This window comes from Thermohalobaculum sediminis (assembly GCF_023487995.1).
Lineage (GTDB): Bacteria > Pseudomonadota > Alphaproteobacteria > Rhodobacterales > Rhodobacteraceae > Thermohalobaculum > Thermohalobaculum sediminis.
This window is the reverse complement of the sequence record NZ_JAMFKN010000002.1, coordinates 499,097-514,799: the sequence shown is the minus strand read 5'-3', so window position 1 is coordinate 514,799 and position 15,703 is coordinate 499,097. Positions and strand designations below refer to the sequence as shown.

17 protein-coding genes are annotated in these 15,703 nt (G+C 70.1%); 16 read left to right on the top strand and 1 reads right to left on the bottom strand.

The genetic code is table 11. The features are described 5' to 3' along the window. Positions 1 to 20: 20 nt before the first annotated feature. From trpS to M1105_RS06315, 14 genes are all read left to right on the top strand, one after another. Positions 21 to 1,067: a tryptophan--tRNA ligase gene (gene trpS / locus M1105_RS06380; RefSeq protein WP_249579508.1), complete on the top strand. Its 1,047-nt coding sequence runs from the start codon at positions 21 to 23 to the stop codon at positions 1,065 to 1,067. A 74-nt stretch (positions 1,068 to 1,141) separates the two neighbouring features. Then, positions 1,142 to 2,767, top strand: coding sequence for an AMP-binding protein (locus M1105_RS06375; RefSeq protein ID WP_249579507.1), 1,626 nt, complete (start codon positions 1,142 to 1,144; stop codon positions 2,765 to 2,767). Positions 2,768 to 2,852: 85 nt separating this feature from the next. Then, positions 2,853 to 4,190: a 3-phosphoshikimate 1-carboxyvinyltransferase gene (aroA, locus tag M1105_RS06370; RefSeq protein ID WP_249579506.1), complete on the top strand. Its 1,338-nt coding sequence runs from the start codon at positions 2,853 to 2,855 to the stop codon at positions 4,188 to 4,190. Continuing rightward, the gene (gene cmk / locus M1105_RS06365) at positions 4,187 to 4,831 is read left to right on the top strand and encodes a (d)CMP kinase (protein WP_249579505.1); all 645 of its coding nucleotides are present in this window, start codon (positions 4,187 to 4,189) and stop codon (positions 4,829 to 4,831) included. The genes aroA and cmk overlap by 4 nt, the downstream gene beginning before the upstream one ends. Before the next feature lie 110 nt (positions 4,832 to 4,941). After that, positions 4,942 to 6,627 (top strand): 30S ribosomal protein S1, encoded by a 1,686-nt coding sequence (gene rpsA, locus M1105_RS06360; RefSeq protein WP_249579504.1) that lies wholly within the window; start codon positions 4,942 to 4,944, stop codon positions 6,625 to 6,627. Between the two features lie 31 nt (positions 6,628 to 6,658). Continuing rightward, positions 6,659 to 7,567, top strand: a complete 909-nt coding sequence (gene sppA / locus M1105_RS06355) for a signal peptide peptidase SppA (RefSeq protein WP_249579503.1) — start codon at positions 6,659 to 6,661, stop codon at positions 7,565 to 7,567. A 130-nt stretch (positions 7,568 to 7,697) separates the two neighbouring features. Further along, positions 7,698 to 7,982 (top strand): integration host factor subunit beta, encoded by a 285-nt coding sequence (gene ihfB / locus M1105_RS06350; RefSeq protein WP_249579502.1) that lies wholly within the window; start codon positions 7,698 to 7,700, stop codon positions 7,980 to 7,982. Between the two features lie 35 nt (positions 7,983 to 8,017). Then, the gene (locus M1105_RS06345) at positions 8,018 to 8,356 is read left to right on the top strand and encodes a lipopolysaccharide assembly protein LapA domain-containing protein (protein WP_249579501.1); all 339 of its coding nucleotides are present in this window, start codon (positions 8,018 to 8,020) and stop codon (positions 8,354 to 8,356) included. Between the two features lie 37 nt (positions 8,357 to 8,393). Further along, the gene (locus tag M1105_RS06340) at positions 8,394 to 9,026 is read left to right on the top strand and encodes a phosphoribosylanthranilate isomerase (protein ID WP_249579500.1); all 633 of its coding nucleotides are present in this window, start codon (positions 8,394 to 8,396) and stop codon (positions 9,024 to 9,026) included. A 64-nt stretch (positions 9,027 to 9,090) separates the two neighbouring features. Continuing rightward, positions 9,091 to 9,534 carry a GNAT family N-acetyltransferase gene (locus tag M1105_RS06335; RefSeq protein WP_249579499.1) on the top strand — a complete coding sequence of 148 codons (444 nt, stop codon included), beginning with the start codon at positions 9,091 to 9,093 and terminating at the stop codon, positions 9,532 to 9,534. A 63-nt stretch (positions 9,535 to 9,597) separates the two neighbouring features. Then, on the top strand, positions 9,598 to 10,818 hold the full coding sequence (gene trpB, locus M1105_RS06330; RefSeq protein ID WP_249579498.1) for a tryptophan synthase subunit beta: 1,221 nt from the start codon (positions 9,598 to 9,600) through the stop codon (positions 10,816 to 10,818). Between the two features lie 13 nt (positions 10,819 to 10,831). Then, a complete protein-coding gene (locus tag M1105_RS06325) occupies positions 10,832 to 11,215 on the top strand; it encodes a hypothetical protein (RefSeq protein WP_249579497.1) in 384 nt (127 codons plus the stop codon). Between the two features lie 115 nt (positions 11,216 to 11,330). Next, positions 11,331 to 12,122 (top strand): tryptophan synthase subunit alpha, encoded by a 792-nt coding sequence (trpA, locus tag M1105_RS06320; protein WP_249579496.1) that lies wholly within the window; start codon positions 11,331 to 11,333, stop codon positions 12,120 to 12,122. Between the two features lie 120 nt (positions 12,123 to 12,242). After that, positions 12,243 to 12,890 carry a thermonuclease family protein gene (locus tag M1105_RS06315; RefSeq protein WP_249579495.1) on the top strand — a complete coding sequence of 216 codons (648 nt, stop codon included), beginning with the start codon at positions 12,243 to 12,245 and terminating at the stop codon, positions 12,888 to 12,890. Between the two features lie 5 nt (positions 12,891 to 12,895). On the opposite strand, the gene M1105_RS06310 is transcribed toward M1105_RS06315, so the two are convergent. Beyond that, entirely contained in the window at positions 12,896 to 13,750 is an 855-nt protein-coding gene (locus M1105_RS06310) for a branched-chain amino acid aminotransferase (protein ID WP_249579494.1), read from the bottom strand. 107 nt (positions 13,751 to 13,857) lie between these two features. On the opposite strand from M1105_RS06310, the gene M1105_RS06305 reads away from it, so the two are divergent. Next, positions 13,858 to 14,676, top strand: coding sequence for an alpha/beta fold hydrolase (locus M1105_RS06305; protein WP_249579493.1), 819 nt, complete (start codon positions 13,858 to 13,860; stop codon positions 14,674 to 14,676). Next, positions 14,673 to 15,632 (top strand): DMT family transporter, encoded by a 960-nt coding sequence (locus tag M1105_RS06300; RefSeq protein ID WP_249579492.1) that lies wholly within the window; start codon positions 14,673 to 14,675, stop codon positions 15,630 to 15,632. The genes M1105_RS06305 and M1105_RS06300 overlap by 4 nt, the downstream gene beginning before the upstream one ends. Positions 15,633 to 15,703: the final 71 nt, after the last annotated feature.

The window sequence follows — 15,703 nt, the reverse complement described above, 5'->3', positions numbered from 1 at the left end:
ACGACAGGGACAGGACCACGATGACCGAGGCCGCAGCACCGACCGCGAAGCACCGCCCGCGCGTCTTCTCGGGCGTGCAGCCCACCGGGGCGCTCACGCTCGGCAACTATCTCGGCGCGCTCAAGCGTTTCGTCGAGATGCAGGACGAGGCGGGGATGGAGACGATTTACTGCATCGTCGATCTCCACGCGATCACCGTCTGGCAGGAGCCGAGCAGCCTGAGGGACGCGATCCGCTCGGTCGCCGCCGCCTATCTCGCCTCGGGGCTCGACCCCGCGCGCTCGATCATCTTCAACCAGAGCCAGGTCTCGGCCCATGCCGAGCTCGGCTGGATCTGCTCCTGCGTGGTGCGGCTTGGCTGGCTCAACCGCATGACCCAGTTCAAGGAGAAGGCGGGGAAGAACGCCGAGGCGCAGTCCGGCGGGCTCTACATGTATCCCGCGCTGATGGCCGCCGATATCCTGGCCTACCGTGCGACCCATGTGCCGGTGGGCGAGGACCAGAAGCAGCATCTCGAGCTGTCTCGCGACATCGCCGCCAAGTTCAACAAGGACTTCGGCGTGCCCGATTTCTTCCCGCTGCCCGAGCCGATGATCGGCGGCCCGGCGCCGCGCGTGATGTCCCTGCGCGACGGCACGAAGAAGATGTCGAAATCCGACCCCTCGGACATGAGCCGGATCAACCTCACCGACGACGCCGACACCATCGCCGCGAAGATCCGCAAGGCCAAGACCGACCCCGAGCCGCTGCCCGAGGCCGCCGAGGGCCTCGACGGCCGGCCCGAGGCGCGCAATCTCGTGGGCATCATGGCCGCGCTCACCGACCGCACGGTCGAGCAGGTTCTGGCCGAATATGCCGGGCAGGGTTTCGGCGTCTTCAAGCCCCGGCTGGCCGAGGCGGCGGTCGCGCACCTCTCGCCCATCACCGCCGAGATGTCGCGGCTGATGGCCGACCCGGCCGAGATCGACCGCATCCTCGCCGATGGCGCCGCGCGCGCCGACGCGATCGCCCGGCCGATCCTCGCCGAGGTCTACGACACGGTGGGCCTGCTGCGACCCCGGCCGTGAGCCCCTTGCCGGTGATTGCGCGCCGCCCGGCCGTCGTCTAGCGTTCCTGCGCACGGCCGGGGACGGAGAGGAACATGGTCGAGGTCACGCGCGCCGAAAGCTGGGAAGCGATGCGCGCCGCCCACCGCTGGCAGGTGCCGCAGCACTACAACATTGCCTGGGATGTCTGCGAGAAATGGGCGCGGACTGATCCGGACCGGCTCGCCCTCCTCTACCTGCGCCCGGACGGCGAGGCGCGGCACTACACCTATGCCCAGCTTGCCCGCGCCGCGCGCCGCCTTGCCAACGCGCTGGCCGAGCACGGGCTGAAGCGGGGCGAGCGGATCGCCGTACTGCTGCCGCAGATGCCCGAGACGCTTATCACCCACATCGCCGCCTACATGATGGGCGCCGTGGTGGTCCCGGTCTTCACGCTGTTCGGCGAGGACGCGCTGGCCTTCCGGCTGGGCGATTCCGGCGCGCGGATGGCGGTGACCGATGCGGCCAACCTGCCGAAGCTCATGGCCGTCCGCGACGGCCTGCCCGCGCTAGGGACCGTCTTCTCGGTCGACCGCCCGGGCGATGGCGCCTGGGGCTTCTGGCAGGAGCTGGGCAAGGCGCGCGACGAGTATCCCGTGGCCAAGACCGGCCCCGACGATCCGGCCTTCATCTCGTACACCTCGGGCACCACCGGCCCGCCCAAGGGGGCGCTGCACGGCCACCGGGTGCTGCTGGGCCATGTGCCGGGGGTGACGCTGACGCACGACTTCTTCCCGCAGCAGGGCGACCGCGCCTGGACGCCCGCCGACTGGGCCTGGATCGGCGGCCTGTGCAACATGGCGCTGCCGTCCTTGCGCGCGGGTGTCACGCTGGTTGCGCACCGGATGGAGAAGTTCGACCCCGAGCGCGCCTTCGACCTGATCGCGCGGCACGAGGTGCGCAACTCCTTCATCCCGCCGACCGCGCTCAGGATGATGCGCACGGTCGCCGATCCTGCGCGCTTTGGCGCCCGGCTCAGGACGGTGGGCTCGGGCGGCGAGGCGCTGGGGGCCGAGATGCTCGACTGGGGCCGCGCGGCGCTGGGGCTCACGATCAACGAGTTCTACGGCCAGACCGAATGCAACCTCGTGCTGGGCAACTGCGCGAGCGTGATGGAGGTGCGCCCCGGCTCGATGGGCAAGCCCTTCCCGGGTTCGGAGGTTGCAATCCTCGGCCCCGACGGCGCGCCGCTGGCCCCGGGCGAGACCGGCGAGATCGCCATCCGTCGCGGCGATGCGGCGATGTTCCTCGAATACTGGAACCAGCCCGAGAAGACTGCCGCGAAGTTCGTCGGCGACTGGATGCTGACCGGTGACGAGGGCCGGGTCGACGAGGACGGCTACTTCTTCTACGCCTCCCGCACCGACGACGTGATCACCTCGGCCGGCTACCGCATCGGGCCGAGCGAGATCGAGACCTGCCTCGCCGGCCACCCCGCGGTCGCGCTCGCAGCCTGCATCGGCGTGCCCGACCCGGTGCGGACCGAGATCGTCAAGGCCTATGTCACGCTCAAGCCCGGCGCCGAGGCCGGCGAGACCCTGGCCGAGGAACTGAAAGCCCTGGTGCGCAGCCGCATCAGCCCCCATGTCGCGCCTCGCGCCGTCGAGTTCATCGATCAGATGCCGGTCACCGCGACGGGCAAGATCATGCGCCGCGAATTGCGCGCCCGCGAGCGCAGCTAGGCGCGCGGGTCCCGCCGCGCTGTGGACGCGGCCCATGGGCACCGATATATGAGGCGCCTGACCGCGCACTCCGAGGGAGCACCGCATGTCCAGCCACCAGCCGCGCCCCGCCACCGCGCACCGATCCCGGGGGCTTTCGGGCACGGCGACGATCCCCGGCGACAAGTCGGTCTCGCACCGGGCGCTGATCTTCGGAACGCTCGCAGTGGGCGAGACCCGGGTCACGGGCCTGCTCGAGGGCGAGGACGTGCTGGGCACCGCGCAGGCGATGCGCGCCTTCGGGGCGCAGGTGATCCGCACCGGCAAGGGGGCCTGGACGATCCACGGCCTCGGCGTCGGCGGGCTGATGGAGCCCGAGGATGTGATCGACTGCGGCAACGCCGGCACCGGCGTGCGGCTCATCATGGGGATGATGGCGACCTGCCCGATCAGCGCCACCTTCACCGGCGACGCCTCGCTGAGGCGCCGGCCGATGGGGCGCATCCTCGACCCGCTCAGGCGGTTCGGTGCGACGTCGATGGGGCGCGCGGGCGGCCTTCTGCCGCTGACGCTCAAGGGCGCGGCCGATCCGGTTCCGGTCGAGTATTCTCTGCCCGTCCCCTCGGCACAGGTGAAGTCGGCGGTGCTGCTCGCCGGCCTCAACGCGCCGGGCGAGACCGTGGTGATCGAGCGCGAGCCCACCCGCGACCACACCGAGCGGATGCTGCGCGGCTTTGGCGCCGAGGTGGCGGTCGAGGATTTGCCCGAGGGCCGAGCGATCCGCCTGACCGGCCGCCCCGAACTGCGCCCGCAAACCATCGCGGTGCCACGCGACCCGTCCTCGGCCGCCTTCCCGGTGGCGGCGGCGCTGATCGCCGAGGGCTCGGAGGTGCTCGTCCCCAACATCTGCCTGAACCCCACCCGCGCCGGCTTCTACCAGACGCTCGCCGAGATGGGCGCCGACATCGCCCATGAAGATCCGCGCGAGGAAGGCGGCGAGCCGGTCGCCGACCTGCGCGTGCGCCACGGCGCCACGTTGAGGGGCGTCGAGGTGCCGCCCGCGCGCGCGCCCTCGATGATCGACGAATACCCGGTGCTCGCCTGCCTCGCGGCCTATGCCGAGGGCGACACGGTGATGCGCGGGATCGGCGAGCTGCGGGTGAAGGAATCGGACCGCATCGCCGCCGTGGTCGCCGGGCTGCGAGCGAACGGCGTCGAGGTGACGGAGGAGCCCGACGGCATGATCGTCCACGGCCGCGGCCAGGTTCCGGGCGGCGGCACGGTGGCCACGCATCTCGACCACCGGATCGCCATGAGCTTCCTCTGCCTCGGGCTCGGAGCCGCGGCGCCCGTGAGCGTCGACGACACGGCCCCGATCGCGACGAGCTTCCCCAACTTCATGAGCCTCATGGCGGCGCTGGGCGCCGAGATCGTCACCGCATGAGCTTCGTCGTCGCGATCGACGGGCCCGCCGCCGCCGGCAAAGGCACCATCGGGCGGCGGCTGGCCGAGCGCTTCGGCTTCGCCCATCTCGACACCGGGCTTCTCTACCGCGCCGTCGGTAAGCGCGCGCTCGACATCGGCCGCGGCGTGATCGACGAGGGCGTGGCCGAGATGGTGGCGCGCGAGCTGATGCCCGCCGACCTCGATCAGCCCGGCCTGCGCTCGATCCTGGTGGCGCGCGCGGCCTCGAAGGTCGCGGCGTTTCCGGGCGTCCGCAAGGCACTGCTCGACTTCCAGCGCCGGTTTGCTGACCAGCCGGGCGGGACCGTGCTCGACGGGCGGGACATCGGCACCGTGATCTGCCCCGACGCGGCCGTGAAGCTGTTCGTCACCGCCAGCGCCGAGGAGCGTGCCCGCCGCCGGCAGGCCGAGCTGGCGGCGAAGGGCGATGCGCCCAGTTTCGAGCGCGTCCTCGCCGACGTGCACGACCGCGATGCCAGAGACGCGGGCCGGGCCGACGCGCCGATGCGTCAGGCGCCCGATGCGATCTTGCTGGACACGACCGAGTTGGATATAGAAACGGCCGTCGCAAGGGCGGCCGAGATCATCGAGCAGGCGCTGAGTCGCGTGGGGCGCACCTAGCCCCCCGGCCCGGGCCTGTTTTGTTTCGTGCCCCCGAAATGACCCTCACCAAGACCGCCGGACCCAACCGGCTGGCCAGTGAAATCGAAGATCGAAGGAGAACTGAACGCATGTCCGCACTCGCCTCCATGGACGAATTCGAGGCCCTGCTCAACGAGAGCCTCGACAAGGAGACCCCCGAAGAAGGCTCGGTCGTAAAAGGTACCGTGATCGCCGTCGAGAACGGCCAGGCCATCATCGACATCGGCTTCAAGGTCGAAGGCCGCATCGATCTCAAGGAATTCGCCTCACCCGGACGCCCCGCCGAGATCAAGGTGGGCGACACCGTCGAGGTCTATCTCGAGCGCGTCGAGAACGCCCGCGGCGAGGCCGCGATCAGCCGCGACAAGGCGCGGCGCGAGGAGGCGTGGGACCGGCTCGAGGCCGCCAACGACAAGCAGGAGCGCGTCGAGGGCACCATCTTCGGCCGCGTCAAGGGTGGCTTCACCGTCGACCTCGGCGGCGCCGTGGCCTTCCTGCCCGGCAGCCAGATCGACGTGCGCCCGGTGCGCGACGTGGGCCCGCTGATGGGCATGCCGCAGCCGTTCCAGATCCTCAAGATGGACCGCCGCCGCGGCAACATCGTCGTGTCGCGCCGCGCCGTGCTCGAGGAGAGCCGCGCCGAGCAGCGCGCCGAGATCGTCGCCAAGCTCAGCGAAGGCGACATCGTCGATGGCGTGGTGAAGAACGTCACCGACTATGGCGCGTTCGTGGACCTTGGCGGTGTCGATGGCCTGTTGCACGTCACCGACATGGCCTGGCGCCGCGTCAACCACCCGTCCGAGATCCTGAACATCGGCGAGACCGTCAAGGTCCAGGTGATCAAGGTCAACAAGGACACCCAGCGCATCAGCCTCGGCATGAAGCAGCTCCAGGCCGATCCGTGGGAAAGCGTCGCGCAGAAGTATCCGGCGGGCTCGAAGTGGACCGGCCGCGTCACCAACATCACCGACTACGGCGCGTTCGTCGAGCTGGAGCCCGGGGTCGAGGGCCTCGTCCACGTCTCCGAAATGTCCTGGACCAAGAAGAACGTGCATCCGGGCAAGATCGTCTCCACCTCCCAGGAGGTCGAGGTGATGGTGCTCGACGTCGATCCGCAGAAGCGGCGCGTCTCGCTCGGCCTCAAGCAGTGCATGGGCAACCCGTGGGAGACCTTCGCGGCGACCCACCCCTCGGGCACCGAGGTCGAGGGCGAGGTCAAGAACATCACCGAGTTCGGGCTGTTCATCGGCCTCGAGGGCGACATCGACGGAATGGTGCACCTCTCGGACCTCAGCTGGGAGACCCCCGGCGAGCAGGCGATCCAGGAGTACCGCCGCGGCGACGTGGTGAAGGCCGTGGTCCTCGACGTCGACACCGAGAAGGAGCGCATCTCGCTCGGCATCAAGCAGCTCGAGGGCGATCCCTTCGCCGAGGCGACCAAGGGCGTGAAGCGCGGCGCGGTGGTGACCGTGACCGTGACCAAGATCGAGGAAGGCGGCATCGAGGTCGAGTATGACGGCATGAAGGCCTTCATCCGCCGCTCGGACCTCGCCCGCGACCGTCAGGACCAGCGCCCCGACCGCTTCCAGGTCGGCGACCGGATCGACGCCAAGATCACCAACGTCGACAAGGCGTCGCGCAAGCTCGCGCTGTCGATCAAGGCGCGCGAGATCGCCGAGGAGAAGGAGGCCGTCGAGCAGTACGGCTCGTCCGACTCCGGCGCCTCGCTCGGCGATATCCTTGGTGCCGCGCTCAAGCAGCAGCAGGGCAATTGACGAAGCCGGGGTCGCGGGGCATCTCTAGGGCATGACCGCGACCTCGGACCTCATCATCGAGCGGCGCCGGATTCGGCGCCGTCTTGCTTTCTGGCGGATCCTCGCCATCGTCGCGCTGGCGGCGGCGATCATCGTGCTGATTCCGCGCCCTTCGGGCGGCGTGCGCGGCGAGCATGTCGCGCGCATCACGATCAGCGGCATCATCGTGGACGACCCCGACCGCGATGCGGCGCTCACGCGCATCGCCGACGACACGAACGCGCGCGCCCTGGTCGTGCGGATCAACAGCCCCGGCGGCACCGTCGCCGGCTCGGAAGCCCTCTACGAATCGCTCCGCGCCGTCTCGCAGGAGAAACCCGTCGTGGCGGTCATGTCGGAGGCCGCGGCCTCGGGCGGCTATGTCGCGGCGATCGCGGCGGATCACATCGTGGCGCGGGCGACCACGCTCACCGGCTCGATCGGCGTGGTCGCCGAGGCGCCCAACGTCGCGGGCCTGCTCGACCATCTCGGGATCGAGGTCATGCGCACCAAGTCGGCGCCCCTGAAGGCCGAGCCCTCGTTCCTGACCGAGCCGGAGGACGGCTCGATCGCCGCGCAGCAGGCGCTGATCGACGACAGCTTCGCTTGGTTCCGCGACCTCGTCGCGGAGCGCCGCGGGCTGGCGGGCGACGGGCTCGCGGCGGTGACCGACGGGCGGGCTTTCACCGGGCGGCAGGCGCTCGGTCTCGGCCTCGTCGATACCATCGGGGGCGAGGAGGCGGCGCGCGCCTGGCTTGATTCGGAGCGTGGCGTCGCGGAGAGCCTGAAGATTCGCGACTGGAACTGGGACGAGCCCGAACTCCCCTGGCCTTTCACCGGAATCGAGGAAAGCCTCCTCGGCGGAGCCCCGCTCGAGCACCTTCTCGGGGCCGGGCCGCGCCTCTTTGCCGTTATTCAGTAGCCGAGCGCCTTCAAGGCGTTGACGTGGGGCCGACCCGCGTGACAGCCTTTGTCGCAAATAGAAATCGGGCATGGGCCCGACGCGCATCAGCACCGTGGGGAACGCGGGCAGCATGGTTCGGGGGGATGGAATGATCAAGTCGGAACTCATCCAGAAGTTGTCCGAGGACAATCCGCATCTGTTCCAGCGGGACGTCGAGCGCATCGTCTCGACTGTCTTCGAGGAAATCACCAATGCGCTGGCCCGTGGCGACCGGGTCGAGCTCCGCGGGTTCGGGGCCTTTTCGGTCAAGAAGCGCGATGCCCGCACCGGCCGCAATCCGCGCACTGGCGAGGCGGTACCGGTGCCCGAGAAGTCCGTGCCCTTCTTCAAGGCCGGCAAGGAGCTGCGCGAGCGGATGAACGGCTCCGAGTGATCGGAGGACCCGGCCGCGTGGCGTGAGAGGACGCGATGCTGAGACTGATCAAATGGGCGATCCTCGCCGTGCTCTGCGCGGCGCTGGTCGTTCTGGGCGTGGCGAACATGGCGCCGGTGGATCTGTATCTCGTACCCCCCGGCATCGTCCGGACGGACCTGATGCTGTCGGGCATTCCGCTCGCCGTGGTGATCCTCGCCGCCATCCTCCTCGGCGTCGTGATCGGCGAGCTGTTCGAGTGGCTGCGCGAACACAAGCACCGGCGCCGCGCTTCCGAGCGCAGCCGCGAGGTTGAGCGCCTCAAGGCCGAGATCGCCACGCTCAAGCGGCGGCTCGGCGACAAGGACGACATGCCGCGGATCGCGGCCCAATGACACCCGGCATGCCGGGCTCGCCCTGAACACGGGACCCATGCGCGTCAAGATCTGCGGCCTCAGCACATCCGAGGGCGTCGCCGCCGCCGTGGCGGCGGGGGCGCGCTATGTCGGCTTCGTCTTCTTCCCGCCCTCGCCCCGGTCGGTCGACCCCGAGACGGCGCGCGTCCTTGCGCTCGAGGTTCCGCCAGGCATCGCCAAGGTCGGGCTGTTCGTCGACCCTGATGACGCGCTGCTCGACGCGGTGCTCGCGAAGGTTCCGCTCGACATGATCCAGCTCCACGGCGAGGAGACGCCCGCGCGCGTGGCCGAGATCCGCCGCCGCCATGGGCTGCCAGTGATGAAGGCGGTGGGCATCCGCGAGACGTCCGATCTCGCGCTCATCGACCTCTACGCCCGGGTGGCGGACCAGCTCCTGATCGACGCCAAGCCCCCGAAGGGCGCGCCGCTGCCTGGCGGCAACGCGGTCCCATTCGACTGGCGGCTGATTGCCGGGCGGCGCTGGCCGGTGCCCTGGATGCTGGCGGGCGGGCTCGCGCCGGGAAACGTTGCCGAGGCGGTGCGCCTGACCGGGGCGCGGCAGGTCGATGTCTCGTCGGGGGTCGAGAGCGCGCCCGGGGTGAAGGACCCCGCAAGGATCCGTGCCTTCGTCGCCGCGGCGGGCGCATGACGCAGCAACCGCCGCGCCTGGCTAACGCCCGGAGGCCCGCCCGGGCGCCAGCCCCGCGACCCGAATGATCCGGTTTCGCGAGGCAGCGGTCGACGACCTCGGCGCCATCGCCGCCCTCCTGGCCGATGACGGGCTTGGCCGGGGGCGCGAGGCGCCGGGCGACCCGGCCTATTGGGCGGCCTTCGCGCGGATGTCGGCGCAGACGGGGAACATCTGCCTTGTGGCCGAGGAGGGCGGCGAGATCATCGCCTGCCTGCAGCTCACCATCATCCACGGTCTCTCGCGCCGCGGCATGTCGCGTGCGCAGATCGAGGGGGTCCGCGTCGCCGCGGGCCGGCGAGGCACCGGCCTCGGGCAGGCCCTGATGCGCGAGGCCATCGCCCGTGCCCGCGAGGCGGGATGCGGCCTCGTGCAGCTCACCACCGACCTGCGGCGCGGGGACGCGCACCGATTCTACGAGGGGCTCGGCTTTACCGGCACCCACCTCGGGATGAAACTGGAACTCTGACTCGACCGCCGGGGGCAGAGGCACTAAAGAGTGCCGGTTGCCGATCAGGAGCACGACAGGACCATGAACGACACCCCGCCCAACAGCTTCCGCACCGGACCCGACGAGCGCGGCCGCTTCGGCATCTTCGGCGGCCGCTTCGTGTCCGAGACGCTGATGCCGCTGATCCTCGCGCTCGAAGCGGAGTACGAGAAGGCCAAGACCGACCCCGCCTTCTGGGCCGAGATGGACGATCTGTGGACCCATTACGTCGGCAGGCCCTCGCCACTTTATTTCGCCGAGCGGCTGACCGAGCATCTGGGCGGCGCGAAGATCTACCTCAAGCGCGACGAGCTCAACCACACCGGCGCGCACAAGATCAACAACGTGCTGGGCCAGATCCTGCTCGCCCGCCGCATGGGCAAGACCCGCATCATCGCCGAGACCGGCGCCGGCCAGCACGGCGTCGCCACCGCCACGGTCTGCGCGCGCTTCGGGTTGGAGTGCATCGTCTTCATGGGGGCGACCGACGTCGAGCGCCAGAAGCCAAATGTCTTTCGCATGAAGCTTCTCGGCGCGAAGGTCGTGCCGGTGACGGCGGGCCGCGCCACGCTCAAGGACGCGATGAACGAGGCCCTGCGCGACTGGGTCACGAATGTCGAGAACACCTTCTACTGCATCGGCACCGTGGCGGGGCCGCATCCCTACCCCGCGATGGTGCGCGACTTCCAGTCGATCATCGGCAAGGAGACCCGCGCCCAGATGATGGAGCGCGAGGGGCGGCTGCCGGACACGCTGGTCGCCTGCATCGGCGGCGGCTCGAACGCCATGGGTCTGTTCCACCCCTTCCTCGACGACCCCGACGTGCGCATCATCGGCGTCGAGGCCGGCGGGCACGGCGTGGACGAGCGCATGGAGCACGCGGCCTCGCTGACCGGCGGGCGGCCGGGCGTGCTGCATGGCAACCGGACCTATCTCCTGCAGGATGCGGATGGCCAGATCCTCGAGGGGCACTCCATCTCGGCCGGGCTCGACTATCCCGGCATCGGGCCCGAGCATTCCTGGCTGCACGACATGGGCCGGGTCGAGTATGTCAGCGTCACCGACGACGAGGCGCTCGAGGCGTTCCAGCTCTCATGCCGCACCGAGGGCATCATTCCGGCTCTTGAACCCAGCCACGCTTTGGCGCATGTGGCCAAGCTCGCGCCGACCCTGCCGCCCGACAACCTTCTGGTGATGAACATGTGCGGCCGGGGCGACAAGGATATCTTCACGGTTGCCGAAGCGATCGGCGCCAAGCTCTGAAAGGACCACGGACGTGGCCAAGTTCGACATCGGGGACCTCGTGGTCCTCAAATCAGGCTCCATGCGCATGTGCGTCGAAGGCGTCGAGGACGACGCGATCTCGTGCGTGTGGTGCAACGAGGGGGTGATCGGGCGCGACACCTTCGACGTTCGCCTGCTGAACAAGTGGGAGGTCCGCGAGGATTCGGGCCCCCGCGAGCGCAAGCCTTACACGCCGCGTGGCGACCGCGACGGCGACGAGCGTCCGCGCAAGTCCTACGACCGCGACGGCGGCGACCGGCCGAAGAAGCCCTACACGCCGCGCGGCGAGCGGTCGGGCGACGACGAGCGTCCGGCGCGCAAGACCGGCTGGGACGGCAAGCCGCGCGAGAAGAAGTATTACCGCAAGGACGACTGAGACCAGCGGCCGCCACGGGGGGTCCCGGGCTCGGCCCGGGACCATGTGGGGCCGTCGCCGCACCCAGCCGGGCCTCGAGCCCCGGCGGGCGCGGAACTGAGGGGAGACCGGGAACATGTCCCGCATCGAGGCGAAATTCGCGAGCCTGAAGGCCGAGGGCAAGGCTGCCTTTGTCAGCTTCATCATGGCGGGCGACCCGGACTACGAGACCTCGCTCGAGATCGTGAAGGGCCTGCCCGCCGCGGGGGTCGATGTCATCGAGCTCGGCATGCCCTTCACCGACCCGATGGCCGACGGCCCGGCGATCCAGCTTGCCGGCCAGCGCGCGCTTGGCGCGGGCACGACGCTGAGGCGCGTGCTCGACATGGTGGGCGCCTTCCGCGCGGGCGACCAGACCACGCCCATCATCCTGATGGGCTACTACAACCCGATCTACTCGATGGGGGTGGATGCCTTCCTCGCCGCGGCGAAAGAGGCCGGGGTCGACGGCCTGATCGTCGTGGACCTCCCGCCCGAGGAGGACGAGGAGCTCTGCCTGCCCGCGAATCGCGCGGGGCTGCACTTCATCCGGCTCGCGACGCCCACGACCGACGACCGCCGCCTGCCGGCGGTTGCGCGGAACACCTCGGGCTTCGTCTACTACGTCTCGATCACCGGCATCACCGGCGCGGCCTCGGCCAATGCGGCATGCGTCGCGCCCGAGGTCGAGCGCGTGCGTGCGGCCACCGGCCTGCCAGTCTGCGTGGGCTTCGGCATCAAGACGCCCGAGGCGGCGGCGGCGATTGCCCGCGTGGCCGACGGCGTGGTGGTGGGCTCGGCCATCGTCGAGCGCATCGGCCAGGGCGCGCGCCCGGGCGAGGTGCTCGACTTCGTTCGTTCTCTGGCCGACGGGGCGCACGGCGCCTGATCCGGTCATCCGGCCTGCCCGCGGGTCGGAAAATCACCTCCCGACGCTTGCAGAACGCCGGCGCGTCCACACATCGTTAACCAAGGTTAACGATGTCCCACGCTCCGAGGCGAGGCCGCCATGCGCTTTCTGCTCGTGCTGCTGTGCGCCATGGCGCTGCCGTCAGCCGGCGCGCGGGCGCTAGAACTGCAGGGCGCCGCGCGGGTGATCGACGGCGACACGCTCGAGATCGCGGGCGAGGTCGTTCGCCTCCACGGCATCGACGCGCCCGAGGACGCGCAGCGCTGCGGCACGATTGCCTGCGGGGCGGAGGCATCCAAGGCGCTCGGCCGGCTGGTGCGGGGAGCCGTGGTGACATGCCGCGGCGAGACGCGTGATGCATATGGCCGGCTGATCGCTGTCTGCGAGGCGGGCGGGACCGAGATCAACGAAGGCCTGGTGGCGGCGGGCCTCGCGCGGGCCTTCCTGCGCTATTCCGACGCCTATGCCGCGGCCGAGGCTTCGGCCCGCGCGGCAGGGCGCGGCTTCTGGCGCGCGGGGTTCCCCGCCCCCTGGGAGTTCCGCGCAAACGCCTGGCGCGCTGCGGCCGAGGCCGCGCCGTTCCGCGATTGTCCGATCAAGGGCAACATCTCGGCGAACGGTCGGATCTACCACACGCCCCATTCGCGCTGGTACGAGCACACGCGGATCGACACGCGGCGCGGCGAGCGCTGGTTCTGCACCGAGGCCGAGGCGCTGGAAGCCGGCTGGCGCCCCGCGCGGGGCTGACCGCCTCAGCCGTGGGCATAGGCCCAGTAGAGTTCGCGCGCGCGCCGCGCCATCGGGCCGAACTGCATGTCACGCTCCTCGAAGCGGGTGACCGGCAGCACCTTGTTGGCATTACCGGTCGAGAATACCTCGTCGGCCTGCCGGAAGTCGTCGAGCGTCAGCGTCGTCTCGGTCACCCGGACCCCGTCCGCGCGCAGGAGCGCGATGATCCGCTGGCGCGTGATGCCGTTGAGGAAGCACCCGGTCGGGATCGGCGTGAGCACCTCGCCGTCGCGAGCCATGAAGATGTTCGACGTCGCGGTCTCGGCGACATTGCCCAGCATGTCGAGCACGATGGCGTTGTCGTAGCCCTTCGAGCGGGCCTCGCGCAGCATCCGCGCGTTGTTGGGATAGAGGCATCCCGCCTTCACGTCGGTGGGCATGCACTCGATGGTGGGGCGGCGGAAGCGTGTCGGCGTGATCGAGAAGCCGTTCGGGCCCGCCATCGGCCGTTCCTCGAGGCAGAGCGCAAAGGCGGTGGTTTCCGCCTCCGGCACGATCATCGAATGCCCGCCGCCGCGCGCCCACAGCATCGGGCGGACGTAGATTCCCGTGCCCCGCGGGAACTTCGCGATCCCTTCGCGCGCGAGCGCGGTCATCTCCTCGTCCGACATCGGCGGGGTGAGGCCCATCCGCCGGGCGCTCTCGTTCGCGCGGGCGCAGTGGAGGTCGAGATCGGGTGCCACCCCCTCGAAGGCGCGCGCGCCGTCGAACACCAGCGAGCCCAGCCAAGTGCCATGATCGGCCGCGCCGAGGATCGGGACATTGCCCTCCTGCCATCGGCCCTCGTACCAGGTCCAGATCGCGCCGATCCCGCTCATGTCATCCTCCATCTTGCGGCGCGCACAATGCCCTGCAAATACTCGGCGCTCAAGCGGCTGACGCATCCCGCGCGACCCGCCTCGTTTTCCACCGGAGCGACCCGAGAATGCCCATCCTCAGGATCGACGAGGCGAACGGCCTCTACCACCTCCATACGCCGCCTGCCCGCGCGGGCGCGCCCAGCTTCGTGTTCGTGAATGCGCTCACCGGCAGCACCGATGCCTGGGAGGCAAAGGTGGCGCCCGTGCTGCGCGAGGCGGGCTTCGGCACGCTGAGCTGGAACTTCCGCGGCCAGGCCGAGAGCCCGCGCGACCCTGCGCTACCGCTCACGGAGGGCCTCATCACCGGCGATCTCGTCCATCTCGTGGACCGGATCGCGCCCGCGCGTCCCATTCTGGTCGGCCTCTCGATCGGCGGGCTCTATGCCGCGCGCGCGATCGGGCGAGGCGTGAAGGCCGAGGGCCTCGTGCTCCTGAACACCCTGCGCGAGATCGGACCGCGGATCGCCTGGGTCAACGACGCGTTGCCCGCACTGGTGGGCCATGGCGGCGTCGCGCTGTTCATGGATGCGCTGCTGCCGCTTCTGGTGAATGCCGAATTCGCCGCCATGGCGCGGGCCGGCGCGCTCAAGGGCGCCTACGCGCCGATGGACCCCGGCCACGGCCATCTCAACCTCATGCGCCACGCGCCCGAGACGGACTGGGGGTTCGACTGGCCGTCGCTGCGCCTGCCCGTCCTCAACGTGACGGGGCTGCAGGATCGCGTGTTCCTCGACATCGAGGTGGTGGACCGCCTCGCCGCCACGATTCCGGACCTCACCCGCGAGGACTGGGAGGACGCGGGCCACCTGCTGCCGCTCGAGCGCCCCGAGCGGCTGGCCGAGAGCCTCGCCCGCTTCGGCGCCCGGATCGAGGCGCGGGCATGAACATCCCGGCGCGCTGGGCGTATCTTGCGACCTTCGTCGGCGTCTGCGGCCATGCCTCGTCCGAGTTCTTTTCGAAGCTCACGACGATCACCGGCCCCGAGGTCTCGGTCTGGCGCTATGTGCTTGGGGGTTCGGGGCTCGTGCTCTGGGCGCTCACCCGCGCTGACAGCCGGGACCTGATATCGCCCCTGCGGGCCGAGGGATGGCGGTTCATCGCGCTCTGCCTCGTGGGCGTCTCGGCCACCTATCTCGCCTTCCACTGGGCGCTCGACTTCGCCACCGTGATCCAGGTCGCGACGGTCGTGACCACCATCCCGATCTTCGTGGCCTTCGCCAACTGGATCGTGAACGGCACGCCGCCTTCGCGCGTCAAGGTGGTCACCGGGGCGCTGGCGACGCTGGGGGTCGTTCTGCTGATCACCGACGGCGCGCTCGAGTCGCTGTCGGGGGACGGGCGCTCGCTCTACGGCGTGCTGCTGGCCATCATCTGCGCGGCGCTGGGCTCGTTCTACTCGGTGCTGGCGCGGCCGATCATGGCGCGCCATGGCGGCATGCGGATCACCGCGCTCGCGTTGATGATCGGCGGCGTCGGGCTCTGGGTCGCGGTGGGCGCCTTCTGGGGCACCTGGGTGAATCCCCTGACCGCCTTCGATCGCGCCCCAAGCGAGGCGAGCCTCGGCGTGAACCCGGGCGTCTGGCTTCTGGTGCTCGCGCTCTGGAACACGACGGTCACGCAGCTTCTGTGGTTCGGCGGGCTCGCCTCGGCGCCCGACATCACGCGGGCATCGTATCTCTTCTTCCTCAAGCCGGTGATCGCCGCAGTCCTCGCGGTCTTCATCCTCGCCGCCCAGCCCACGATCTTCGAGATCGGCGCCATCGTCGTCGTCACCGGGTCGGTGCTGGTCGAGATCTTCTGGCCGCGCATCTCGCGCGCACTGGGCCGCAGCGCCGCCTGAGGCTCGGGCGCGCCCCGCGCCCGATTGCAACGGCGGGCGCGGGGGGCTATCTAGCCGGAACCGCAGGCGAG

Coding starts and splice junctions, on each gene's coding strand:
- aroA (WP_249579506.1), top strand. CDS start 2,853: ATGTCCAGCCACCAGCCGCGCCCCGCCACCGCGCACCGATCCCGGGGG.
- cmk (WP_249579505.1), top strand. CDS start 4,187: ATGAGCTTCGTCGTCGCGATCGACGGGCCCGCCGCCGCCGGCAAAGGC.
- M1105_RS06345 (WP_249579501.1), top strand. CDS start 8,018: ATGCTGAGACTGATCAAATGGGCGATCCTCGCCGTGCTCTGCGCGGCG.
- rpsA (WP_249579504.1), top strand. CDS start 4,942: ATGTCCGCACTCGCCTCCATGGACGAATTCGAGGCCCTGCTCAACGAG.
- trpB (WP_249579498.1), top strand. CDS start 9,598: ATGAACGACACCCCGCCCAACAGCTTCCGCACCGGACCCGACGAGCGC.
- M1105_RS06335 (WP_249579499.1), top strand. CDS start 9,091: ATGATCCGGTTTCGCGAGGCAGCGGTCGACGACCTCGGCGCCATCGCC.
- M1105_RS06305 (WP_249579493.1), top strand. CDS start 13,858: ATGCCCATCCTCAGGATCGACGAGGCGAACGGCCTCTACCACCTCCAT.
- M1105_RS06340 (WP_249579500.1), top strand. CDS start 8,394: ATGCGCGTCAAGATCTGCGGCCTCAGCACATCCGAGGGCGTCGCCGCC.
- sppA (WP_249579503.1), top strand. CDS start 6,659: ATGACCGCGACCTCGGACCTCATCATCGAGCGGCGCCGGATTCGGCGC.
- M1105_RS06375 (WP_249579507.1), top strand. CDS start 1,142: ATGGTCGAGGTCACGCGCGCCGAAAGCTGGGAAGCGATGCGCGCCGCC.
- M1105_RS06310 (WP_249579494.1), bottom strand. CDS start 13,750: ATGAGCGGGATCGGCGCGATCTGGACCTGGTACGAGGGCCGATGGCAG.
- trpA (WP_249579496.1), top strand. CDS start 11,331: ATGTCCCGCATCGAGGCGAAATTCGCGAGCCTGAAGGCCGAGGGCAAG.
- M1105_RS06300 (WP_249579492.1), top strand. CDS start 14,673: ATGAACATCCCGGCGCGCTGGGCGTATCTTGCGACCTTCGTCGGCGTC.
- M1105_RS06315 (WP_249579495.1), top strand. CDS start 12,243: ATGCGCTTTCTGCTCGTGCTGCTGTGCGCCATGGCGCTGCCGTCAGCC.
- ihfB (WP_249579502.1), top strand. CDS start 7,698: ATGATCAAGTCGGAACTCATCCAGAAGTTGTCCGAGGACAATCCGCAT.
- trpS (WP_249579508.1), top strand. CDS start 21: ATGACCGAGGCCGCAGCACCGACCGCGAAGCACCGCCCGCGCGTCTTC.